Source organism: Isoptericola sp. 178 (assembly GCF_030586525.1).
Taxonomy (GTDB): Bacteria; Actinomycetota; Actinomycetes; order Actinomycetales; family Cellulomonadaceae; genus Isoptericola; species Isoptericola sediminis.
Map to the genome: position 1 here is coordinate 437,497 of NZ_JAUQYN010000001.1, position 21,871 is coordinate 459,367.

19 protein-coding genes are annotated in these 21,871 nt (G+C 73.5%); 4 read left to right on the top strand and 15 right to left on the bottom strand.

Annotated elements, in window-relative coordinates; all coding sequences use genetic code 11:
- Positions 1-268: 268 nt before the first annotated feature.
- The 3 genes from Q6349_RS02035 to tmk form a co-directional block, all read right to left on the bottom strand.
- Entirely contained in the window at positions 269-1,846 is a 1,578-nt protein-coding gene (locus tag Q6349_RS02035) for an alpha/beta hydrolase (protein WP_304602639.1), read from the bottom strand.
- An 89-nt stretch (positions 1,847-1,935) separates the two neighbouring features.
- Complete coding sequence (locus tag Q6349_RS02040) at positions 1,936-3,072, bottom strand: DNA polymerase III subunit delta' (RefSeq protein WP_304602640.1); 1,137 nt, start codon at positions 3,070-3,072, stop codon at positions 1,936-1,938.
- Positions 3,069-3,818 carry a dTMP kinase gene (tmk, locus tag Q6349_RS02045; RefSeq protein ID WP_304602641.1) on the bottom strand — a complete coding sequence of 250 codons (750 nt, stop codon included), beginning with the start codon at positions 3,816-3,818 and terminating at the stop codon, positions 3,069-3,071. The genes Q6349_RS02040 and tmk overlap by 4 nt, the downstream gene beginning before the upstream one ends.
- Positions 3,819-3,945: 127 nt before the next feature.
- Between tmk and Q6349_RS02050 the strand changes: the two genes are divergently transcribed.
- Positions 3,946-4,344, top strand: coding sequence for a pyridoxamine 5'-phosphate oxidase family protein (locus tag Q6349_RS02050; RefSeq protein WP_171246481.1), 399 nt, complete (start codon positions 3,946-3,948; stop codon positions 4,342-4,344).
- Between the two features lie 64 nt (positions 4,345-4,408).
- Here Q6349_RS02050 and Q6349_RS02055 read toward each other — a convergent pair whose 3' ends face one another.
- Together Q6349_RS02055 and Q6349_RS02060 are read right to left on the bottom strand one after the other, a co-directional pair.
- Entirely contained in the window at positions 4,409-5,479 is a 1,071-nt protein-coding gene (locus Q6349_RS02055) for a Gfo/Idh/MocA family protein (RefSeq protein WP_304602642.1), read from the bottom strand.
- Positions 5,476-5,949: a MarR family winged helix-turn-helix transcriptional regulator gene (locus tag Q6349_RS02060; RefSeq protein WP_304602643.1), complete on the bottom strand. Its 474-nt coding sequence runs from the start codon at positions 5,947-5,949 to the stop codon at positions 5,476-5,478. Before Q6349_RS02060 ends, Q6349_RS02055 begins: the two co-directional genes overlap by 4 nt.
- Positions 5,950-6,030: 81 nt before the next feature.
- Between Q6349_RS02060 and Q6349_RS02065 the strand changes: the two genes are divergently transcribed.
- Together Q6349_RS02065 and Q6349_RS02070 are read left to right on the top strand one after the other, a co-directional pair.
- The gene (locus Q6349_RS02065) at positions 6,031-6,249 is read left to right on the top strand and encodes a hypothetical protein (protein WP_304602644.1); all 219 of its coding nucleotides are present in this window, start codon (positions 6,031-6,033) and stop codon (positions 6,247-6,249) included.
- 16 nt (positions 6,250-6,265) lie between these two features.
- Positions 6,266-7,330 carry a hypothetical protein gene (locus Q6349_RS02070; RefSeq protein ID WP_304602645.1) on the top strand — a complete coding sequence of 355 codons (1,065 nt, stop codon included), beginning with the start codon at positions 6,266-6,268 and terminating at the stop codon, positions 7,328-7,330.
- Positions 7,331-7,333: 3 nt separating this feature from the next.
- Here Q6349_RS02070 and topA read toward each other — a convergent pair whose 3' ends face one another.
- The 8 genes from topA to Q6349_RS02110 all read right to left on the bottom strand — a co-directional run bounded on the left by topA (position 7,334) and on the right by Q6349_RS02110 (position 19,898).
- The gene (gene topA / locus Q6349_RS02075; RefSeq protein ID WP_304602646.1) at positions 7,334-10,111 is read right to left on the bottom strand and encodes a type I DNA topoisomerase; all 2,778 of its coding nucleotides are present in this window, start codon (positions 10,109-10,111) and stop codon (positions 7,334-7,336) included.
- Positions 10,112-10,263: 152 nt separating this feature from the next.
- A complete protein-coding gene (locus tag Q6349_RS02080) occupies positions 10,264-11,259 on the bottom strand; it encodes a phosphatase PAP2 family protein (protein ID WP_304602647.1) in 996 nt (331 codons plus the stop codon).
- A gap of 75 nt (positions 11,260-11,334) precedes the next feature.
- Complete coding sequence (locus tag Q6349_RS02085) at positions 11,335-12,423, bottom strand: ABC transporter ATP-binding protein (RefSeq protein WP_304602648.1); 1,089 nt, start codon at positions 12,421-12,423, stop codon at positions 11,335-11,337.
- Positions 12,420-13,466: an ABC transporter permease gene (locus Q6349_RS02090; protein ID WP_304602649.1), complete on the bottom strand. Its 1,047-nt coding sequence runs from the start codon at positions 13,464-13,466 to the stop codon at positions 12,420-12,422. The genes Q6349_RS02085 and Q6349_RS02090 overlap by 4 nt, the downstream gene beginning before the upstream one ends.
- Positions 13,467-13,469: 3 nt before the next feature.
- Entirely contained in the window at positions 13,470-14,450 is a 981-nt protein-coding gene (locus Q6349_RS02095; protein WP_304602650.1) for an ABC transporter permease, read from the bottom strand.
- The gene (locus Q6349_RS02100) at positions 14,447-15,526 is read right to left on the bottom strand and encodes an ABC transporter ATP-binding protein (RefSeq protein WP_304602651.1); all 1,080 of its coding nucleotides are present in this window, start codon (positions 15,524-15,526) and stop codon (positions 14,447-14,449) included. The genes Q6349_RS02095 and Q6349_RS02100 overlap by 4 nt, the downstream gene beginning before the upstream one ends.
- Positions 15,527-15,576: 50 nt before the next feature.
- Positions 15,577-17,271: an ABC transporter substrate-binding protein gene (locus Q6349_RS02105; protein WP_304602652.1), complete on the bottom strand. Its 1,695-nt coding sequence runs from the start codon at positions 17,269-17,271 to the stop codon at positions 15,577-15,579.
- Positions 17,268-19,898 carry a glycoside hydrolase family 3 protein gene (locus tag Q6349_RS02110; protein WP_304602653.1) on the bottom strand — a complete coding sequence of 877 codons (2,631 nt, stop codon included), beginning with the start codon at positions 19,896-19,898 and terminating at the stop codon, positions 17,268-17,270. Before Q6349_RS02110 ends, Q6349_RS02105 begins: the two co-directional genes overlap by 4 nt.
- A 98-nt stretch (positions 19,899-19,996) precedes the next feature.
- Here Q6349_RS02110 and Q6349_RS02115 point away from each other — a divergent pair, with 98 nt between their 5' ends.
- Positions 19,997-20,656, top strand: coding sequence for a TetR/AcrR family transcriptional regulator (locus Q6349_RS02115; protein ID WP_304602654.1), 660 nt, complete (start codon positions 19,997-19,999; stop codon positions 20,654-20,656).
- A gap of 12 nt (positions 20,657-20,668) precedes the next feature.
- Here the strand turns inward: Q6349_RS02115 and Q6349_RS02120 are convergent, their stop codons facing one another.
- Positions 20,669-21,004, bottom strand: coding sequence for a YnfA family protein (locus Q6349_RS02120; RefSeq protein WP_171246494.1), 336 nt, complete (start codon positions 21,002-21,004; stop codon positions 20,669-20,671).
- A gap of 40 nt (positions 21,005-21,044) precedes the next feature.
- The gene (locus tag Q6349_RS02125) at positions 21,045-21,839 is read right to left on the bottom strand and encodes a CAP domain-containing protein (protein WP_304602655.1); all 795 of its coding nucleotides are present in this window, start codon (positions 21,837-21,839) and stop codon (positions 21,045-21,047) included.
- Positions 21,840-21,871: the final 32 nt, after the last annotated feature.

The window sequence follows — 21,871 nt, forward strand, 5'->3', positions numbered from 1 at the left end:
ACGACCGGGACAGGTCCCGATCAGCGGGCGAGGCAACACTACCCGACGGTCAGGCCGGACTCCAAAGCGATCCGTGGAGCGACGTCGTCGGGTCGGTCACACTCTATGAACGGCCCGACGCACGCCGTCCTGACTCGCGGCAGACCGCCCTGACTCGCGGCAGGCCACGCTGACTCGGCGCGGAGTGTGCTGACTCGCGGGGAACGATCCTGACCCGCGGAAGATCGTCCTGACTCGCGAGGAACGGTCCTGACTCGCGGGGAGCCGGTCAGCAGGTGAGGCCGTCCTCGGGCACCGTGCCCTCGATGAGGTAGTTCTCCACGGCGTCGGCGATGCAGTCGTTCGACCGGCCGTAGGCGGTGTGCCCCTCGCCCTCGTAGGTGACCAGCACCCCCGAGTCGAGCGCGTCGGCCATCCCCTCGGACCACACGTACGGCGTCGCCGGGTCGTTGGTGGTGCCGATGACGACGATCGGGTCGGCCCCGGGCGCCGCGACGTCGTACTCCTGCTCGGCCGGCGGGTAGGGCCAGTCGGCGCAGGAGAGGCCTCCGTACCCGAAGAAGGAGCCCATCGTCGGGGCGGCCTCCTCGATCTCCTTCGCCTCGGCACGCATCGTCTCGACGTCCGTCGCACCCGCGCTGTCCAGGCAGTTGATCGCCGTGAACGCCTCGGTGGAGTTGGTCGCGAACGACCCGTCGGCGTTCCGGTCGTTGTAGAAGTCGGCCAGGTAGAGCAGCGTGTCCCCGGTACCGGCGTTGATCGCCTCGTCGAGGGCCTGGGTGAGCACCGGCCAGCTCTGCTCGGCGTACAGCGTGACCGCGACCCCGTAGAACGCGAGCGTCTGGGTGACGTCGCGGTCCCCGCTGGTCGGGTACGGGTTGTCGTAGGCGCGGTCGAGGACGTCGCGCACCTGCTGCATGCCCTCGTCGACCGACCCGGTCAGCGGGCAGTCCGCGCCCGCCTGGCAGTCGGTGACGTAGGCGCGCAGCGCGTTCTCGAAACCGACCGCCTGCCCGGCGGAGATCTCGTCGGCGTCGAGGGTCGGGTCGATCGCGCCGTCCAGGACCAGTCGGCCGACGCGGTCGGGGAACAGCCCCGCGTAGGTCGCACCCAGGCTCGTGCCGTAGGAGAACCCGAGGTAGTGCAGCTGGTCGTCACCGAGCACCGCGCGCAGCAGGTCCATGTCCTTCGCGGCGCTCTGGGTGTCGACCTCACCGAGCAGCTCGCCGGTGTTCTGCTCGCACGCCTCGGCCCAGGCGGCGGCCGACTCCCGCGCGTCCTCGAGACCGGCGTCGGTGGTCAGGTCGTAGTCCTCGCTGAGGTACTCGTCCTTCTTGGCGTCGTCGAAGCAGGTGACCGCCGTCGAGTCCTGGACCCCGCGCGGGTCGAAGCCGACGATGTCGAACGACTCGCGCAGCGGCTCCCCGAACGAGCCGTTCTCCACGAAGTCGGTCCCCGACCCGCCGGGTCCACCCGGGTTGACCAGCAGGGAGCCGACCTTCTCCCCCGTGGCCCGCGTGCGCACGAGCTCCAGCTCGATGCTCCCGGCCTCGGGGTCGTCCCAGGACAGCGGCGCCGTCGCCGTCGCGCACTCGAACCCGCCACGGCAGCCGGACCACTCCAGGTCCTGGGCGTAGAAGTCCTCGAAACCCTCCGGGCCGCCGGCCACGGGGTCGGAGCCCGCCTCGACGGTCGCCTCGCCCACCGGGGTCGCGGTCTTGGCCGGCGCGTCGGCCGTGCAGCCGGCGAGCGCCAGCGCGGCGGCGGTCACCCCTGCCAGCACGCCGGTCCGTCGGCCGGCGGGGACGTCGGGGTACGGGCGGGGGTGGCGGGCGGGGAACTTCACCCGGACAACCTACCGGCCGCGTCGAGCCCGGCCCGGCACCTTCACCGAACCTCCTCCGGCGCGTCGTCGCTGATGACAGGAAGGGGCCGTCAGCCCTGGGGACGCAGTGCGATCGCCATCGCCTCGACGGCGAGCAACGGCGCCACGTTGCCCTCCAGCCGCTCCCGCGCCTGACCGATCGCGTCCATGCGACGCACCGTCTGCTCGGGTGTCGAGTCGCGGGCCAGGCCGCGCACCGTGTCGGCCTGCTCGCCGTTGACCGGCTCGACGTCCGCGCCGAGCTGGACGACCAGCACGTCGCGGTAGAGCGAGAGCAGGTCGACCATCGCCCGGTCGAGGACGTCGCGCTGGCTACGGGTCGCCCGGCGCTTCTGGTCGTCCTCGAGCTGCTTGACCTGCGACCGGAGCTTGGGCGGGACGGTCTCTCCCTCGGCCACGCCCAGCGCACGCAGGAGCTCGGACTTCTCGGCGGCGTCGCGTTCGGTGGTCGCGGCGGCCGCCTCGGCCTTGGCGACCTCCACGAGGTCGGCGGCGGCCAGCACGGCGTCGGGCACCCCGCGGATGCGGCGCGCGATCCGGAGCACGTCCGCCCGGCGCTGCCGAGCCTCCGGGTCCCGCGCCAGCCGGCGTGCCATCCCGACGTGGGACTGCGCGGCCTGCGCCGCCTGCAGCGCCACCGCGGGGTCGACCCCGTCGCGGCGCACCAGCAGGTCGGCGACGTCCCGGGCCGGGGGCACGCGCAGCGCGACGCTGCGGCACCGCGAACGGATCGTCGGGAGGACGTCCTGGCTGCTGGGTGCGCACAGCACCCACACGGTGTGCGCCGGCGGTTCCTCGATCGACTTGAGCAGCACGTTGGTCGTGCGCTCGACCATCCGGTCGGCGTCCTCGACGACGATGACGCGGTAGCGGCCGGCCGACGGCGTGCGCGACGCCGTGGTGATGAGGTCGCGCACCTCGTCGATCGCGATGACGACCTTGTCCGTGGCCACGACCGTCAGGTCCGGGTGGGTCCCGGCCAGGGTGGTCGTGCACGCGCGGCAGCGCCCGCACCCGCCCTCGGGGCACTGCAGCGCGGCGGCGAAGGCGCGCGCCGCGACGGACCGGCCCGACCCGGGCGGTCCCGTCAGCAGCCATGCGTGGGTCATCGCGCTCGGGTCGGTCGCGGCGCGCCGCAGCACGCCCACCGCCTCGGGCTGGCCGACGACGTCGTCCCAGACGGTCACGACGTCCCCTCCTGGTCCGTGCGGGCGTGCTCGGGCCCGACGTCGGAGGGATCGGCCGACGCCCACCTGCGCACGGCGGCGACCTCGGGGTCGGCCAACCGCACGGCCTCGCCGACGACGGGGGTCAGGTCCAGGCGCGAGGCGACGTCCACGCGGATCTGCGCCTGGATGTCGTCGACCGTGCCGGTGGCGTCGATCACGAGCCACCGGCCCGGGTCCGCGCTCGCCCGACGCAGGAACGCGTCGCGGGTGCGGCGGTGGAAGTCGAGTCCGGCCCGCTCGAGCCGGTCGGGCTGTCCCTCGCGGCGCGCGGCGGCGGTGGCGGGATCGACGTCGAGCAGCACCGTGACGGCCGGCAGCAGTCCGTCGGTGGCCCACAGCGAGAGGTTCTCGACCTCGTCCTGGGACAGCTCGCGCCCTCCCGACTGGTAGGCGACCGAGGAGTCGAGGTACCGGTCGGTGACGACGACGGCGCCGCGTTCCAGCGCCGGCCGGATCACGGTGGCCACGTGGTGGGCCCGGTCGGTGGCGTACAGCAGGGCCTCGGTGCGGGGGTCCACGTCGCCGCCGTGCAGCACGGCCCGGCGCAGCTCCGCCCCCAGGGCCGTGCCCCCGGGCTCGCGGGTCAGCACGACCTCGCGCCCGGTGACCGTGCCGAGCCACTCCGCGAGCAGGCGGGCCTGCGTCGACTTGCCGGCGCCGTCACCGCCCTCGAAGGACACGAAGTACCCGGGTGCGCTGCTCACGCCCACACCCTAACCGGGCCGTCCCACACGGCTCGTGCTGTGGTATTGGTCGCATCAGGGGGTCCTCGGCACGCAGGACCCCCCCGGTAGCGGGACGATAGGGACACCACGACCGAAGGGGACGACGATGACCGACGACGGAACAACCACCACGCTCACCCCGGACGAGTGCTGGGCCGTGCTGGCCGCGCAGCCGATCGGCCGCCTCGCCACCGCCGTCGCCGGCGAACCGGAGATCTTCCCGGTCTCGCACGCCGTCGCCGACGGACACGTCTACTTCCTCACCCGTCCGGGCAGCAAGCTGGTCGAGGTGACGGTCAACAACCGTGTCGCCTTCGAGGCGGACGAGTGGCGCTTCGACACCGCCTCGAGCGTCGTGCTCAAGGGCACCGCCGAGGTCCTGGAGAAGGACGAGGACATCGCCGCCGCCGAGGCGACCGAGCTCGTGCCCTACCTCGACGACGGCAAGAACGTCTGGGTCCGGATCACGCCGACCGAGATGAGCGGCCGCCGGCTCACCCGGTGACCGGCGGGCGCCGCCAGGCCCGCCGCGGCGGCCCCGGCGGTCGCTGGCTCCCCGGCGGTCGCGCTCACTCGCCGGGGTAGACGACCCCGAGCTGGGCGCGCGCGTCGTCCAGGATGCTCATCACCTCGAGGGTGTGCTCCCACGGCATCCGCGGGCTCTCGGTCCGCCCGGCCGCGAGGCACCGGGCGACCTCGGCGGCCTCGTACGCCTTGCCCTCCCCCGCCGGGGAGGTGAACGACCAGGTGGTGCCGTCGTCCCGCACCACCCGGAAGCCGGTCGGGGTGAAGAACCACTCGGGGATCTCGATGTGGCCGCGCGTGCCGATGATGCGGGCGCCGGCCGCGCCCTTGGCGGTGGAGGACGTGTGCAGCACCGCCTGGGCGCCGGACTCGTACCGCAGGATCATGCTGACGTGGTCGTCGACGCCCGTCTCCGCCAGCGTCCCGCGGGCGACGGTCTCGGCCGGCACGCCCAGCAGGTCGTGCACGAGGGTGATCGGGTAGATGCCGAGGTCCAGCAGCGCACCCCCCGCCAACTCCGGGGCGAACAGCCGGTGCGTCGGGTCGTAGTCCCGGTAGATGTCGAAGTCGGCCAGCACCGTGCGCACCTCGCCGATCTCGCCGCGGGCGATCGCCGCGCGGATCGCCGCGACGTGCGGCAGGTAGCGGGTCCACACCGCCTCCAGCAGGAACACCCCGGCCTCGCGCGCGGCGTCGAGCAGCGCACGCGACTCGGCCACCGAGCGGGTGAGCGGCTTCTCCACGAGGACGTGCTTGCCGGCGGCGATCGCGAGGCGGGCGTGCTCGAGGTGGTGCGAGTGCGGGGTGGCGACGTAGACCACGTCGACGTCGTCGTCCGCCACCAGGTCCTCGTACGACCCGTGGGCCCGCGCACCCGGTGCATGGGCGTCGGCGAAGGCCTGGGCCTTGTCCACCGAGCGGGAGCCGACGGCGGTCACCCGCGACGCCGTGCGGTCCCGGACGCCGTCGGAGAAGGACCCGGCGATGTTCCCCGCACCGAGCACCCCCCACCGGATCGCCGGGGCGGCCATCAGGTCGGGCACGGTGCCGGCGAGGTCGTCGGCGGTGAGACGGGCGGCGTAGGTGGACGGCGTGGCGGCGGTGCGATCGGTCATGGGTCCACCGTAGGCGCGGCGTCGCGGTGGGCGGCGGCGATCACCGCCGCGGAGGCGGCGCGCACCCGATCGAGGTCGTCGAGGCCGAGCCCCGAGGCCGCCACGACACGACCCGGCACCTCGACCGCCTCGGACCGCAGGGCCCGGCCGGCCTCGGTGAGGTGCACCTCGACCACGCGCCCGTCCGCGGCGGACCGTCGCCGCTCGAGGAGTCCCTGCTGCTCCAGGCGCTTGAGCAGGGGCGAGAGCGTGCCCGGGTCGAGGTACAGCCGGCCGGCGAGCCCGGTCGCCGTCGTGGTGCGCCCTGCACCGGCGTCCTCCCACAGGCCCAGCAGGACGAGGTACTGCGGGTGGGTGAGACCGAGCGGCTCGAGCACCGGGCGGTACAGCGACACCATCGCCCGGGACGCCGCCGACAGCGCGAAGCAGACCTGCGTCTCGAGCGCGAGGGGATCCACCGGTCGGTCCATGCGCTCAGGGTAGGCCGAGCCCTCCGGTCCGACATATAGTTGGTGCACCAATCTTTGGTGGGCCACACATCAGGAGACGCCGTGGGACTGTTCCGCCGCCGCCCGGACGACGACCGCACCTGGGGCATGCGGTTCACCGAGTCGTTCCTGCCGGTCTTCGGGCCGGCGTCGATCCGCAGGACACCGCCCGTGCCCCCGAGCGCCGAGGACCTGGCTCGCGAGGCCCGCCTGCACAGCACCTACGAACAGGTCACCGGGGCCGACGGCCACCGTTACGTCGTCGAGCGCCACCCCGACTGACCGCGCGGGGGCCGCCATGACGACGCCGCACGCTGCCGTGCCGATCTCGTTGCGCCTGGGACAGGTCCCCGCCATGCTCAACGCCGAGCTCGCCGACGACCCCGTCTACGACGGCTTCGAGCTCCAGCGGTTCGACGACCCCGACCACGGCACCGGAATGCTCGCGTTCCTCACCCGCCGGGCGGACGGCACCGTCGACTACGCCGTCCAGCGTGGCCTGCGGCTGGACCGCGCCCGCTACGGCATCGGCGGCGGCATCCGGTCGTGGCGCGAGATCGACTTCGACCGGGACCGGCTCGAGGTGAGCGTCGCCGGCACGGTGGCGCAGGTGCGGTTCGCCGACGCCGACGGCCGCGTGGTCGAGATCGACGTCGACGACCGCGCTGCCGGCCCCCGGCGGCCGGCAGCGCTCCTCGCGCCCCTGGGTGCCGCGATCCGGCAGCCGGCCTCGCTGATGCTCGTGTGGATGCCGAGCTTCGACCTGCTGCGCGCGGTCCCGGGTCACGACCCCGTGGTCCGCATCGGGGGCCGGGACGTGGCGACCGGCCGGCTGCCCGCAGGCCGCCTCCACGGCAGGCTGCTGGTCAAGACCTCCGGCCGGCTGTGGGTGCTGGAGCTGAACCGCGACGGCGATCCCCCGGCCGTCGCGGGCGGGCCCGGGGAGGCCGCTCCCACCGACGGGGACGCGCTGCGGGGCGTCCGCGCCACCGCGGACGGACATGCCGCGCGGGTGCTCTTCCGCCCGCCCCTGCCGGACCCGGGCGAGCTCGCCGACGGCGACGCCCGTCATGGTGCGTGGCGCGTGCTGCTCGACGACGCGCTGCTCACGGGCGGCACCTGGAGCGTCGAGGTCGTCGACGGTCGCGCGGAGGTCGAGCTCGCGGTGACCCGGCGGTGGCGTCCGCGCCGACTGCCGTGGCTGATGCGCCTCGTCACCACGGTGCTGCCGGTCTTCCGCACCTGGCCCACGACGTACGCCTGGCACGCCTCGGTCCCCCTCGACGGCGGCCCCGCGGCGACCGCCTGGCGCCGGACGGGGACCGCGGGAGCGGCGGCCTACCGGCGGGCGACCGGCAGCTGACCGCTACTTCTTGGTCGTCGACGACTTCTTCGCGGTCGTCTTCTTCGCGGCCGGCTTCTTCGCGGTCGACTTCTTGGCCGACGTGCTGCGCTTCTTCGGCCCCTGGGCCCGCTTCTCGGCGAGCAGCTCGATGGCCCGCTCGGCCGTGATCGACTCCGGGGTGGCGTCCCGCGGGAGCGTCCGGTTGGTCTCGCCGTCGGTCACGTACGGACCGAACCGCCCGTCCTTGACCACGATCGGCTTGCCGCTGGTCGGGTCGTCACCGAGCTCGCGCAGCGGCGGGGTCGCCGTCCGGCCCCGGCCACGCTTCGGCTGGGCGAAGACCTTCAGCGCCTCGTCGAGGGTGATCGTGAAGAGCTGCTCCTCGGACTCGATGGACCGCGAGTCCGTGCCCCGCTTGAGGTACGGCCCGTACCGGCCGTTCTGCGCGGTGATCTCCTCCTCGGTCTCCGGGTCGGTGCCCACCACGCGCGGCAGCGACAGGATCCGCAGCGCGTCCTCCAGCGTCACCGTGTCCAACGACATGGTCTTCAGCAGCGACCCGGTGCGGGGCTTGGGCTGGGCGGCCTTCGCCTTCTTCTGGGCTGCCTGGGAGAGGTTCGGGTCGATCTCGGGCAGGTCGAGCTTCTCGGTGACGAACGGTCCGAAGCGGCCGTTCTTCGCCACGATCTCGTGGCCCGACTCCGGGTCGACACCGAGCACGCGCCCGTCGTCGGCACCGGCCTTGAGCAGCTCACGCGCCTTCTCGACCGTCAGCTCGTCCGGGGCCACGTCGTCGGGCACCGAGGCCCGCGGCGCCTTGCCGTCCTTGCCCGGCTCCGCCCGCAGGTCCTCCAGGTACGGCCCGTACCGACCGACCCGGACCCGGATGCCCTCGCCGATCTCGACCGAGTTGATGACCACGGGGTCGATCTCCCCGAGGTTCTCCACCAGGTCGCGCAGACCCCACTGCTCGTCGCCGCCGGAGCCGTCCCCGAAGTAGAACCGCGTCAGCCAGGCCAGGCGCTCCCGGTCACCGGACGCGATCTGGTCGAGGTCGGCCTCCATCTCGGCGGTGAAGTCGTAGTCGATGAGCCGGGCGAAGTGCTCCTCCAGCAGCCGCACGACGGCGAAGGCCAGCCACGTGGGCACCATGGCCTGGCCCTTGGTGCGCACGTAGCCGCGGTCCTGGATCGTCGAGATCGTCGCCGCGTAGGTGGACGGGCGCCCGATCCCGAGCTCCTCGAGCGCCTTGACCAGCGACGCCTCCGTGTAGCGCGCGGGCGGGCTCGTCGAGTGCCCCTCGGCCGCGATCTCCGTCCCCGCCAGGGCGTCGCCCTCGGCCATGCGCGGCAGCCGGCTCTCCTTGGGGCCGGCGGGCGCGGAGCCGCCGCCCTCAGGGGTCTCGACGTCCGTCGACTCCTCGTAGGCGGCGAGGAAACCGCGGAAGGTGATGACCGTGCCCGACGCCGAGAAGACGGCGTCGCGACCGGCCCGGTCACCGGCGCCGTCCCCGAGACGGGCGCCCAGCCTGACGGACGCCGTCGACCCCTTGGCGTCGGCCATCTGCGAGGCGACGGTCCGCTTCCAGATGAGCTCGTAGAGCTTGAACTGGTCCCCCGAGATCTCACCGGCCACCTGCGCCGGGGTGCGGAAGGAGTCGCCCGCGGGACGGATCGCCTCGTGCGCCTCCTGCGCGCCCTTGTTCTTCGAGGCGTACAGCCGCGGCGCACCGGGCACGTACTCGGAGCCGTACAGCTCGGCGGCCTGGCGCCGGGCGGCGTCGGTCGCCTCGGCGGACAGCGCCGGCGAGTCGGTCCGCATGTAGGTGATGTAGCCGTTCTCGTACAGCGCCTGCGCGGTGCGCATCGTCTGCCGCGAGGCCATGCGCAGCTTGCGCGACGCCTCCTGCTGCAGGGTCGAGGTGGTGAACGGCGCGGCGGGCTTGCGCGAGTACGGCTTGGTCTCCAGGGACCGGACCGTGAAGGCCGCCTCGTCGAGCCCGGCGACGACCGCCCCCGCGGCGGCCTCGTCGAGGTGTACGACGCCGGTGCGCACCTTGAGGCGGCCCAGGTCGTCGAAGTCGCGACCCGTCGCGACCCGGTCGCCGTCCAGACCGGTCAGGCGGGCGCGGAAGAGCTGGCCGGCGTCGTCCCCGGACTCGGGGGCGAAGGAGCCGGTGACGTCCCAGTAGTCGGCGGTGACGAACGCCATGCGGTCCCGCTCGCGCTCGACGACCAGCCGCGTGGCCACGGACTGCACCCGGCCCGCGGACAGGCCCTGGCGGACCTTGCGCCACAGGACGGGCGAGACCTCGTAGCCGTAGAGGCGGTCGAGGATCCGGCGGGTCTCCTGGGCGTCGACGAGGTCGTCGTCCAGGTCACGGGTGTTCTCGAGCGCCCGGGTGATGGCCTCGCGGGTGATCTCGTGGAACACCATCCGCTTGACGGGCACCTTGGGCTTGAGCTCCTCGATGAGGTGCCAGGCGATGGCCTCGCCCTCGCGGTCCTCGTCCGTGGCGAGGTACAGCTCGTCGGCGTCCTTCAGCGCGGCCTTCAGCTCCCGCACCTTGGACTTCTTGTCGGCGTGCACGACGTAGTAGGGCTCGAAGCCGTTGTCGACGTCGACGGCGAACTTCTTGTACGGCCCCTTCTTCATCTCCGCCGGCAGCTCGGACGGCTGCGGGAGGTCACGGATGTGGCCGACGCTGGCCTCCACGACGTAGTCGTCGCCGAGGTAGCCCTGGATCTTGCGAGCCTTCGTCGGGGACTCGACGATCACGAGCTTGCGGGCCTGAGGCATCCGTTCCTGCTTTCCGACGGTGATGGCGGGACGCGGCGCCGGGAGCGTCGCGTCCTGTCACGGTACGACACGCTCGACGACGGCGGAACTCTACCGAGGCACGCCCGGCCCGGCGCACGGCGGTCCACAGGGCCACCACCGGGCGGCGGCGCTCAGTCCCGCGGTCGTGCCGTCGCCTGACGCATCAGGAGGAGCAGCGCGAACGTCACCGCGGTGGCGGCGAGGACGCCGAGGACCCCGACCGCGTAGGCGGTGACGTCCTCGCCGATGGGCACGCTGGCGGCGTCGACGAGCCGCACGCCGCCCGCGAGGGCCACCGTGCCGGCGACCAGGGCGCTGAGGAGCAGGAGTCCCGCGACCACGGAGGAACCGGGCGACGACAAGGCGTTCGGCCGGGCCTCGCCCGTGGGCAGTCGGTGCCGGCGCGGGGCGACGTCGAGCGACGAGGACGGCGTCAGGGCGCACACGAGGGCGCCCCAGGCGAGCACGACGAACAGGGCCGCGACGACGTCGGACGGCCGGTGCCACTGCCCGACGAGCGTGGCCACACCCGTCGCGGCCGTGTACGAGGCACCCAGCAGCGCGACGACGGCCCGCCAGGCCCGCGGGGTGGCGAAGAGCAGCGCGACCGAGACGGAGGCCGCCACCGTGGTGTGCCCGCTGGGCAGCGTGTTGCCGCTGTACCAGCCCGGCAGCAGGTCGGGGCGCGTCAGCAGGTAGTGCTTCAGCACCTGGGTGGTGAGGTTGGCCCCGCCGACCAGGGCCGCGACCTGCAGCGCCACGACCCACCGTCGACGGACCACCGCGACCAGCATCGCGGCGCCGATCCCGGCCACCACGAACGCCACCGACACGACGTCGAGCACGGGCTCGGCCACCCGCCACAGGCTGTCCTGCCCGTAGAGCGCGCCGTCGCGGGCGAGGTCGTCGAGCTGCTGACCGGGCAGGGTCGTGACCAGCACCCGGTACGTGAGCCAGACCCCGAGCGCGGCCACGAGCGCGATCACCGCCGCCGCGGCCTGGGCCAGCGGACGGGTCTCGGGCTGCGGAGGTGCGGCGACCTGCGCCACCGGCCGCGATCCCTGTGCGGTCGTCGCGCCCGTCGGCCGGGGCGGCGCGACCGGGACCTCGTGGAAGTCGCCGTTCATGCAGGTCAGGATAACCAGTCCGTGTGATGTTCCGGTGGACGGCCGGTGCACTCTCCGGACGGCGACGCGTCCGGGTCAGCGGGACAGGTCCGGGGGCAGGCCGTGGGCCCCGGCCGACGCCGGGTCGTGCAGGTGGCAGGCCACGCGGCGCGCCGCTTCCTGCGCGCCCCGGTCCCCGAGCGCCGTGGCGGTCAGACCGGGCCGCACCTCCCGGCACACGTCCATCGCGTGCGCGCACCGGGGCGCGAACGGGCAGCCCGGCGGCAGCCGGTGCATGTCGGGCGGGGCCCCGGGGATCCCCGTCAGCTCACGGCGCTCGCCCCGCAGCGGCGGGAAGGAGTGCAGCAGGGCCGACGAGTAGGGGTGCCGGGGCCGACGGTAGATCTCCTCGGCACCGGCGTCCTCGACGATGTCGCCCGCGTACATGATCGCGATGCGGTCGGCGATCTCGATGAGGAGCGACACGTCGTGGGTGATGAAGACGACGGAGAAGCCGAGACGCTGCCGGAGGTCGGCGATCTCCTCGACGATCTGCCGCTGCATGACCACGTCCAGCGCCGTCGTGGGCTCGTCCATGACGAGGACCTGCGGGTCCAGCGCGAGCGCCATGGCGATCATGACCCGCTGACGCATCCCGCCGGAGAGCTGGTGCGGGAAGTCGCGCAGCCGGTCGGCGTTGATCCCGACCATCTCCAGCAGCGACGCGGCCTGGTCCCAGGCCTCCCGCCGGCGCATGCCCGGACGGTGCGCCAGGATGCCGTCGGCGATCTGTCGGCCGACGCGGTAGACGGGGTTCAGCGAGTTCATCGCCCCCTGGAACACGATCGCGGTGTCCCGCCAGCGCGAGGCGCGCAGCTCGGCGTCGCTCTGGCGCAGCACGTCGGTGCGTCGTCCGTCCCGGTCGGTGAAGTGCACGCTGCCGGAGGTGATGAGCCCGGGGGGCGGCAGCAACCGGGTCGCGGCGTAGGCGAGGGTCGACTTGCCGCAGCCGGACTCGCCGGCCAGGCCCAGGACCTCGCCGCGGTGCAGGGTGAGCGAGACGTCCCGCAGCACGTGGGTGGCGTCGTCGACGTAGCCGTAGTCGACCGAGAGGTTCTCGATCTCGAGCACCGGCTCGCCGACCGCCCCCGTCGGGGCGGGCACGTCGAGGGTCGAGGCGGTCATGAGCGCTCCTTGCGGGTCGGGCCGGCGGCGGCGCCGGCACGGGGTCCTGCCCCCGGTGGCGTGCGCAGGACCGGCGTGAAGCCGATCCGCGGACGGATGCGCCGGCGCCGCAGGACGCGGGCGTTCATCCCGGTGCTGCGCAGGCGCGGGTTGACGAACTCGTCGATGCCGAAGTTGACCAGCGTCAGCGCCATGCCGAGCAGGGCGATGCAGAGGCCCGCCGGGACGAACCACCACCAGGCGCCGCGCTGCAGCGCGAGGTTGTTCTGCGCCCAGAACAGGATGGTTCCCCAGTTCCAGTCGGAGACGGGCGTGATGCCGATGAACGCCAGCGTCACCTGGGACATGACGGCGAACGTCACGGTGCCCACGAACCCGGCGGCGATGATCGCGGTGAGGTTGGGCAGCACCTCGGCGAGCACGAGGCGCCAGGTGCGCTCGCCGTTGGCCCGCGCCGCCTCGACGAAGTCGCGCTTGCGCAGCGAGAGCGTCTGGGCGCGCATCACCCGCGCGCCCCACGCCCAGCCGGTCGCCCCGATGACGAGCGCGACGGTGACACCGCCGGCGGTGGGGAGCTGGCCGGCGATGATGATGATCAGCGGCAGCTGCGGGATGACGAGGAACACGTTCGACAGCGCCGAGAGCGTCTCGTCCCCGGCCCCGCCGACGAACCCTGCCGTCACGCCGACGACGACGCCGAGCACGGTGGCCGACACCCCGGCGATGAGCCCGACCACGAGGACCCCGCGGGTACCGACGACGATCTGGGACAGGATGTCCCGCCCCGTGTGGTCGGTGCCGAGCCAGTGCGTCCACGACGGCGGCTGCAGCAGGTCCACCGAGACCTGGTTGGGGTCGTAGGGGGCGATCCACGGCCCGACCACGGCCAGGACGCCGAAGAAGAGCAGGATGCCGATCCCGGTGAGGGCCTTGCCGTTGCGCAGGAACAGGAACCGTTTCGGTCGGCGCGGGTCGCGCGTCCGGTGTTCGACGGCGGGTTCGACGACGGTCTCGGACTCGACCAGCGACGTGTCCTGGGCCATGGGTCACCCCTCCTGACGGGCGCGCGGGTCGAGCGCGGCGTAGACGAAGTCGGCGATGATGTTCGCGCCGAGCACGGCGAGCGTGATGACGAGGAAGCAGCCCTGCATCAGCGGGTAGTCCTGGGTGTTGACCGCCTGGAACAGCGTGTAGCCGATGCCCTGGTAGGAGAAGACCATCTCCATGATCAGGGTGCCGCCGACGACGAACCCGAGGGACAGGGCGAAGTTGGAGACCTGCGGCAGGATCGCGTTGCGCGCGGCGTAGCCGACCATCACGGTGCGTTCCGGCAGGCCCTTGGCGTGCGCGACGGTGACGTAGTCCTCCGAGGAGACCGTGACGACCATGTTGCGCATCCCGAGGATCCAGCCGGCGATCGAGGACAGCACCACCGTCAGCGCGGGCAGGAAGCCGTAGTAGATCACCGAGCCCACGAACTCCCACGACCACGCGGGCACCATGCCGCGGTCGTAGCTGCCTGAGGAGGGGAACCAGCCGAGCGTCACCGAGAACACGGTGATCGCGATGAGGCCGAGCCAGAAGTACGGCACCGCGGAGAAGAAGGTCGTGATCGGCAGCAGGGCGTCCGCCCAGGTGCCCCGGCGCCACCCGATCGCGACGCCGATCGACGTCCCGAGGACGAAGGCGATGATCGTGGCGATCCCCACCAGCCCGATCGTCCACGGCAGCGCCTGCTGGACGATCTCGGCGACCGGCGTCGGGAAGAACGTGAACGACAGCCCGAGGTCGAGGCGCAGCAGCAGACCCCAGTAGTCGACGTACTGCTGCCAGATCGAGGAGCTGGTGTCGAGGCCGAACAGGACCCGGATGGACTCCTCCGCGTTGGAGTCGATCCGTCCCTGCATGCGCCCCATGAGGGCCGTCACCGGGTCCCCCGGCATCAGACGCGGGATGAGGAAGTTGATGGTCACCGCGGCCCACGCGGTGATCAGGTAGAAGATCGTGCGGCGGACGGCGAACCTCACGGGGTCCCTCCTTCGTCGGTGCGCCGCCCGTAGGCGTCGAGGACGTCGCCGAGGCGCGGGCGGTCGGCACGGTCCGCGTACCCCCAGCAGGCGACCGCGCGTCCCGCGGCGACCTCGATCAGCGCCGGCGTCTCGGTGCGGCACACGTCGGTGGCGAAGGGGCAGCGGGGGTGGAACCGGCACCCGGCGGGCGGGTCGACGAGGCTGGGGGCCTCGCCGCGAGCCCCGTGGGCCCGGGTCGCGAGGTCGTCCGGGTCCGGCGCCGAGCCGATGAGCAGCTGGGTGTACGGGTGCCGCGGGTCCTGGGTGACCGACTCGCTGTCACCGGTCTCCACGACCCGCCCGGCGTACATCACGGCCGTCCGGTCGGCGAAGTAGCGGGCCGAGGCGATGTCGTGCGTGATGTAGAGGATCGCGATGTCGAGACGGTCGCGCAGGTCCTGCAGGAGGTTGAGGATGCCGAGCCGGATCGAGACGTCGAGCATCGAGATCGGCTCGTCGGCCAGCAGCACCTCGGGGTCGGCGGCCAGGGCCCGGGCGATCGCGACGCGCTGCCGCTGACCCCCGGAGAGCTCGTGCGGGAACTTGTCGATGTACCGCTCGGTGGGGCTGAGCCGGACCCGCTCGAGCAACCGCTCGATCGCGGTCTCCAGCTCGGCGCCGCGCAGCCTGCCCTGGTGGATGCGCACGCTGCGCGAGAGCGTGTACCGCACCGTGTGGACCGGGTTCAGCGAGCCGAACGGGTCCTGGAAGATCATCTGGACGCGCCCGACGTAGGCCCGGAATCCTCGGCGACGACGCACGGTCGCGTCCCGGCCGTGCAGCTCGAGGCTCCCGGCGGTGCGCGGCATCAGCTGGGCGAGCAGGCGGGCGATGGTCGACTTGCCGGACCCGGACTCGCCGACCAGGGCGACGACCTCGCCGCGGTGCAGCGTGAGGTCGACGTCGTCCACGGCGTGGACGACGGCGCCGCGGCGGCCGCGGACCGGGAAGTGCTTGGTCAGGCCGACGGCGCGCAGGACCGGGACGTCGCGCTCCGTGGCGGCCGGGGACGGGTCGGTTGCTGAGGTACTCATGCGGTCACCTGGGTGGGAAGGGACGGCGGGACGGGACCGCGACGTCCTGGTCAGTCCGTCGCGGGCTCGAGCTCGAGCAGGATCTGCAGCGCCTGCGAACCGGTCGGCTGCGGCTGGTTGTACGGGTCCTCCTCCGAGGGCCAGCCGACGTAGTTGACGGTCGAGTACTGCGCCGTGGCCGGACGTGCCCACAGGGCGATGGCGGGGACGTCCTCGACGAAGTGCTGCTGGATCGTCGCCAGCGCCTCGGAGCGCTCGGCGTCGTCGGTCGTCGCGGCGTAGGTCGCGAGCGCCTCGGTGACGTCCTCGTTCCGGTAGCGGCCGAAGTTCCACGACGCCGGCTCACCGAGCGGCTCGTACTGCGCCCCGTCCATCATGTTGGAGTACAGGTCCCACGGGGTGGCGCCGCCGTCGGTCCAGTGCAGCGTGGCGTCGAAGTTGCCGGGCGGGACGATGTCGGCGAACCAGCCGTCCGCGTTCGCGGGCTGGACGGTGGCCTCGGCGCCGAGCTCGGCCGCGGCGTTCTTGATGAGGTCGAGCGCGGTGAGGTAGTCGTTCCAGCCGGCCGGGTTGGTCAGCTCGAAGGTGACGGGCTCGCCGTCGGGGTCCACGAGCTGCTCGCCCACCCCGGTGTACCCGGCGTCGGTGAGGACCTGCTTGGCGCCCTCGACGTCCGCGGACAGCTCCTCGCCGGCGAGCTCGTCGCTGATGAACTCCTCACCGGCGGGCAGCGGCAGCCCGGTGACGCTGGTGATGGGCGGGTTGACGCCGGAGGTGGCGACGTCGGTGATCGACTGCCGGTCCAGGGCCATGTTGAGCGCCCGGCGGAAGGCGACGTCGTCGAACGGCTTCTCCTCGTTGTTGACGAAGAGCGCGTCGATGCCCAGCCCGGCCGCCGCGTACTGGTGGTAGTGCTCCGGGTCGGCGGCGATGTAGACGTTCTCGTAGTCCGCGATGAACGTCCAGCCCCACTGCGCCTCACCGGTGGTGAGCGCCGTGGTCAGCGCGTTGTTGTCGTTGTACGAGGAGTAGCGGATCTCCGGCACGGACAGCTCGCCGCCCCAGTAGTCGTCGCGGGCCACGACGGTCGCCGCCTGCGGGGTCCAGGACTCCAGGGTGTACGGGCCGGTGCCCACCGGTTCGGTGTTGGTGTACGTCGTCGGGTCCTCGACGTCCGCCCACAGGTGCTCGGGCACGATGAGCATGTCGGCGAGCTTGGCCGTGTTGACGTACTGCGGGGACCCGAAGGTCACGGTGACGGTGGTCCCGTCGGACTCGACGGACTCGATCGGCAGGGCCGAGGTGTTCAGCCCCTCGTGGTCCTGGCGGAGCTGGATCGAGAAGGCCACGTCCTCGGCGTCGAACGCCTCGCCGTCGGACCAGGTGACGCCCTCGCGCGGCGTGACGACGGCCTGGGTGTAGTCGTCGTTCCACTCGATGGACTCCGCGAGCCAGGGCTGCGGCTCCTCGGCGGGCTTGGCGTCGTTGGCCATCATCAGCGGTTCGTAGATGACGAAGGCGTAGCCGAGGGACAGGGCGGCCGAGCCGGTCGCGAAGGGCGACTGGTTCTCGGTCTGGGTCCCGTTCGGCATGCCGACGGTCAGGACCTCGCCGGTGGCCGCGGCGGTCTGGTCGTCGGCCGTGTCGGCGCTGGTGTCGGTGTCGCCACCGCCGCCGCACGCCGTCGCCAGCAGAGCGACGGCGGCGACCCCGGCGAGCGACGCGGAGAGCTTGCGGATTCTCACGGTGTGCCTCCTTGCACGTGTTCTTCGGTGGAGCGTTCCTGGGGGGACGGTCGGTCGGTGGCCCCGTGGACGGGGACGTCCACGGGGCACCGCAGGTCACGGACGGAGCGGCCGGCCACGAGCCGGTAGGTGCCCGACGGCGTGGTCCAGCCCGCGTGGGCGTCCCACGTCTGCAGTGCGCGGCGCGGGACCGTGACGTCGACCTCGGCGGTCCCGCCCGGCGCGACGTCGACGACGGCGAACCCGCCGAGCCAGCGCACGGGCCGGGCCGGGTCACGGACGGCGGTCCCGGCGGGCGGCTCGACGTACACCTGGACGACCTCCCGGCCCGACCGCGGCCCGGTGTTGCGCACGCGGACCCGCACCACGGCACCGGCCGTGGGGTCCACGGGCGGGTCGAGGAGCTCGGCCGCCTCGTACGACCACGTGGTCCAGCCGAGGCCGTGCCCGAAGGGGGCGGCCGGCTCCGGGCGCGAGGCCGCGCCGTCGGCGTCGCGCCGGCGCTCCCAGGCCCGGTAGCCGACGTCGAGCCGCTCGGTGTAGTCGACGACGCCGTCGGCCGGCACGGCGTGCGGCACCGGGACGTCCTCGGCGCGCGCCGGCAGGGTCCAGGGCAGCCGGCCGGACGGCTCGGTGACCCCCGTGAGCACGTCGGCGAGCGCGGCCCCGGCCTCCTGCCCCGGCAGCCAGCCCCACAGCACCGTGGGCACCTCGGCGAGCCAGGGCAGGAGCACGGGGGCGCCCGCGTTGACGACGACGACGGTGCGCGGGTTCACGGCCGCCACGCGGCGGACGAGCTCGTCCTGGTTGCCGGGCAGCCCGAGGTCCGTGCGGTCGAACCCCTCGGACTCGACCTCGTGGGTCGTGCCCACCACGACCACGGCGACGTCGGCGGCGCGGGCGGCCTGCTCGGCGGCGTCGAGCTCCTGCTCGGCGGAGGGTCCGGGGCGCCGGTGCACGAGCTGGGCGCGGACGAACCGGTCGTAGCCGACGGGGTGGACGACCTGCAGCTCGGCGACGAGCTCGGCGGACGACCCCGTGACCCGCGCCGTGGCGGCGACCGGGTGGTTGTGGGCCGAGGCGAGGATGACGTCCTCGGTGGCGACGACGTCACCGGCGGCGATCTCGTGGCCGTCCAGCACGACGCGGTGCACGCCGACCGTGCCGACCCCGATCTCGTGGACGCCCTGCTCGGCCACGTCGACCCGTGCGCTCAGGCGCACGGTGACGTCCTCGGCGTGCAGGTCGGTCATCCAGCCGTCCCACCGCGTCCGCGTCTCGGCACGGCGCACCGCACCGGTCCGGTCGAGCACCTCGAGACGCATCCCCGGTGCTCCGGTGACGGGGTCCGTGCACCGGTCCAGGTCCAGGGGAGGCGGGTTGCGCAGCGCCCGGGACCCCGCCACGACGTCGAGGTGCGACCCCTCCGGCAGCGCCTCGGCGAGCGCGGGGGCCGGGTAGGACAGCCGGTCGGGGACGACGAACGAGGAGCCCCCGCCCTGGAAGAACGGTTCGACGGCGGCGGCCCCGAGCAGCGCCACGCGCAGCGGCGCGCGGTCCTCGACGCCCGGCAGCGGCAGGAGCCCGGCGCGGTCCTGCAGGACGACGGTGGAGCGCCCGGCGAGCTCGCGCAGGAACGTCTCGCGCGCCTCGGGCACGGCGAACGCCGGGGCCGGTCGCGAGGCTCGACCTTCCGGGACCGCGGCGTCGTCGCCGGGCGGCGTGAGGCGGCCGACCCGGTGCGCGAGCCGCAGCAGACGTCGCACCTTGTCGTCGAGGTCGGCCTCGGTGACCGCCCCGGTCTCGAGGGCCGCGCCCAGGCCGTCGCCCCAGGCGCCGTCGGGACCGGGCATCTGCAGGTCGAGCCCGCCGCGGACTGCCGGCGCGACGGAGCGGGTGGCGACCCAGTCGGAGACGACGAGCCCGTCGAACCCCCACTCGTCCTTGAGCACCCCGGTCAGCAGCGGCCGGTGCTCGAGCACCTGTGCGGCGGTGGTGCCGTCGTCGACGCCGCTGTAGGCGCCCATGACGCTCCACGCGCCCGCCACGACGAGCCGTTCGAACGGCGCCAGGTAGACCTCGCGCAGCGTGCGGGGGTCGACCCGGGCGAGGTAGCGGGTGCGGTCCGTCTCGGAGTCGTTCGCGACGTAGTGCTTGACGCACATGCCGACGCCGTCCTCCTGGGCGGCCGTGACGACCGCGACGGCGACCTCGGCCGTCAGGTGCGGGTCCTCGCTGTAGCACTCGAAGTGCCGGCCGGCGACGGGGGTGCGCTGGAGGTTCACCTGGGGTGCCAGGACCAGGTGCACCCCGTGGCGGCGGGCCTCGGCGGCGAACAGGCGGCCCACCCCGCGGGCCGCCGCGACGTCCCAGGTGGCGGCGAGCGCGGAGGGGGCCGGCAGCATCGCGGAGCTGGACGAGCCGTCGGGCCGGCGCACACCGACCGGGCCGTCCGACATGACGACGGGCGCGAGCCCGATGCGCTCGATCCCGCGGGTCGACCACATGCCCGCACCGACGACGAGGGAGACCTTCTCCTCGGCGGTCAGGCGGGTGAGGAGCCCGTCCAGGACGGTCTCCTCGGTGGGTGTCCCGACGGTCGTCGGGAGGGCGGTCGGCGATGACACGCGATGTCTCCTGTTCCGGCGCGGCTGTGCGTCGCGTCACAGTGAACCATACTTACTTACTTGTTAGTAAGTGGATTGGATCACAGTATGGTGACGTCATGAGCCAGGCCACACCTCCCCGGTCCCGCCGCGTCCCCCGTGCCGAGCGGCGCGAGGAGATCCTGGCGGCCGCCGCCCGCGTGTTCGGCTCCAAGGGGTACCGCGCCGGCTCGCTCGCCGAGGTCGCGGAGCAGGTCGGCATCACGCACGCCGGGGTGCTGCACCACTTCGGGAGCAAGGACCGGCTGCTGTGGGAGGTGCTCGAGTACCGCGACCGCGTCGACGTCGAGCACCTGGAGGGCCAGCACATCCCCGGCGGGCTCGAGCTGTTCCGGCACCTGGTCACCACGGCCCGCCGCAACGCCGACCGCCGCGGCATCGTGCAGGCCTACACGGTCCTGACCGGCGAGGCCGTCACCGACGGGCACCCGGCCGCGGACCGGGCACGGACCCGCTTCGGGGTGCTGCGCGAGGACATCGCGTCGGCGCTGCGCACCGTCGCGGACGAGCGCGGCATCGACCTCGCGGAGCAGGACGCCGTCCGGGCGGCCAGCGCCGTCATCGGGGTGATGGACGGACTGCAGACCCAGTGGCTGCTCGACCCGGAGGTCGTCGACCTGGCTGAGTCGACCGCGTTCGCGATCGAGGCGATCCTCCGGGCCGTGCTGCCCGGGGTCGAACCGCTGCCGGACTCCCCCAGGACGCCCGGGGCACCGTGACGGACGCGCGCGTCAGGCCGGGCGTGGCGCGTACATGATCACCGCGACGCCGACCAGGCAGACGAGGGCGCCGATCACGTCCCAGCGGTCCGGGCGGAACCCGTCGACCGCCATCCCCCAGACCAACGACCCGGCGACGAACACCCCGCCGTAGGCGGCCAGGATGCGGCCGAAGTGGGCGTCCGGCTGCAGCGTCGCGAAGAACCCGTACAGGCCGAGCGCGATCACCCCCGCACCGATCCAGAGCCAGCCCCGATGCTCGCGGACGCCCTGCCACACCAACCAGGCGCCGCCGATCTCGAACAGGGCGGCGGCCACGAACAGGACGACGGATCTCAGCACGGTCATGATCCAGTCTCCCGCCGTCGGCGGCCGAGGGCGCGAGCTCTCAGCGGCCGAAGACCTGGGTCCACCACGGGCCGCCCTGGCCGGGTTCCTTCCCGAGGCCGTGACGCGTGTGCGAGCACTCGAGGATGTTCGCCCGGTGGCCGGGGCTGTCCATCCAGGCCTGCACGACCGCCGCCGCGTCCGGCTGACCGACGGCGATGTTCTCGGCCGCCAGCCCGCTCACGCCCGCGGCGTCCGCCCGGTCCCAGGGGGTCAGACCGTCGGGGTCGGTGTGGTCGAAGTAGTCGCGCACGCGCATGTCCTGCGAGTGCGCCGTCGCGAGCGCGTCGAGCTCGGGGTCCTGCCGGAGCGGTCCGCACCCGGCGTCCGCCCGCTCCGCGTTGACGAGCTCGAGCACCGCGGCGGCCGCGGCGCCTGCCGGGCCCTCACCGTCCGCGTGACCGGAGCCCTCGCCCCCCGGCTTCTCCGAGGCCGCCCGGGGGTCGGGTGTCGGCGACGGGGCGGGCTGCACCCGCACCGCGGGGGCGACCTCTTCCGTCGAGCGTTCGCCGTCCACGACGATCGCCGGCCCGAGGTTCGCGGCGACGTCCGGGGACGGCCCCGGATCCCCCGGCCCTGCGGCGTCCGTCACGCCGGGGGGACCCACGGGGCGGACGAACGACGGCCCGGCCGGCGCCGCCGCGGTCGATCCCGCGGGATCCGCTCGTTCCGGACCCGACCGGAGCGCGTCAGGGGCGACCCCGGCCAGGACGGCCAGCAGGCCCAGGCCGATGACGAACGGGACACCGAGCCGAACGGGCGAACGCCACGAGGGCACGGCATGTCGAGGGCTCATCACCGCCGCACGCTACCGGTCGCCAGGGCCGA

Coding starts and splice junctions, on each gene's coding strand:
- Q6349_RS02050 (WP_171246481.1), top strand. CDS start 3,946: ATGACCGACGACGGAACAACCACCACGCTCACCCCGGACGAGTGCTGG.
- Q6349_RS02055 (WP_304602642.1), bottom strand. CDS start 5,479: ATGACCGATCGCACCGCCGCCACGCCGTCCACCTACGCCGCCCGTCTC.
- Q6349_RS02060 (WP_304602643.1), bottom strand. CDS start 5,949: ATGGACCGACCGGTGGATCCCCTCGCGCTCGAGACGCAGGTCTGCTTC.
- Q6349_RS02070 (WP_304602645.1), top strand. CDS start 6,266: ATGACGACGCCGCACGCTGCCGTGCCGATCTCGTTGCGCCTGGGACAG.
- topA (WP_304602646.1), bottom strand. CDS start 10,111: ATGCCTCAGGCCCGCAAGCTCGTGATCGTCGAGTCCCCGACGAAGGCT.
- Q6349_RS02080 (WP_304602647.1), bottom strand. CDS start 11,259: ATGAACGGCGACTTCCACGAGGTCCCGGTCGCGCCGCCCCGGCCGACG.
- Q6349_RS02085 (WP_304602648.1), bottom strand. CDS start 12,423: ATGACCGCCTCGACCCTCGACGTGCCCGCCCCGACGGGGGCGGTCGGC.
- Q6349_RS02090 (WP_304602649.1), bottom strand. CDS start 13,466: ATGGCCCAGGACACGTCGCTGGTCGAGTCCGAGACCGTCGTCGAACCC.
- Q6349_RS02100 (WP_304602651.1), bottom strand. CDS start 15,526: ATGAGTACCTCAGCAACCGACCCGTCCCCGGCCGCCACGGAGCGCGAC.
- Q6349_RS02115 (WP_304602654.1), top strand. CDS start 19,997: ATGAGCCAGGCCACACCTCCCCGGTCCCGCCGCGTCCCCCGTGCCGAG.
- Q6349_RS02120 (WP_171246494.1), bottom strand. CDS start 21,004: ATGACCGTGCTGAGATCCGTCGTCCTGTTCGTGGCCGCCGCCCTGTTC.
- Q6349_RS02125 (WP_304602655.1), bottom strand. CDS start 21,839: ATGAGCCCTCGACATGCCGTGCCCTCGTGGCGTTCGCCCGTTCGGCTC.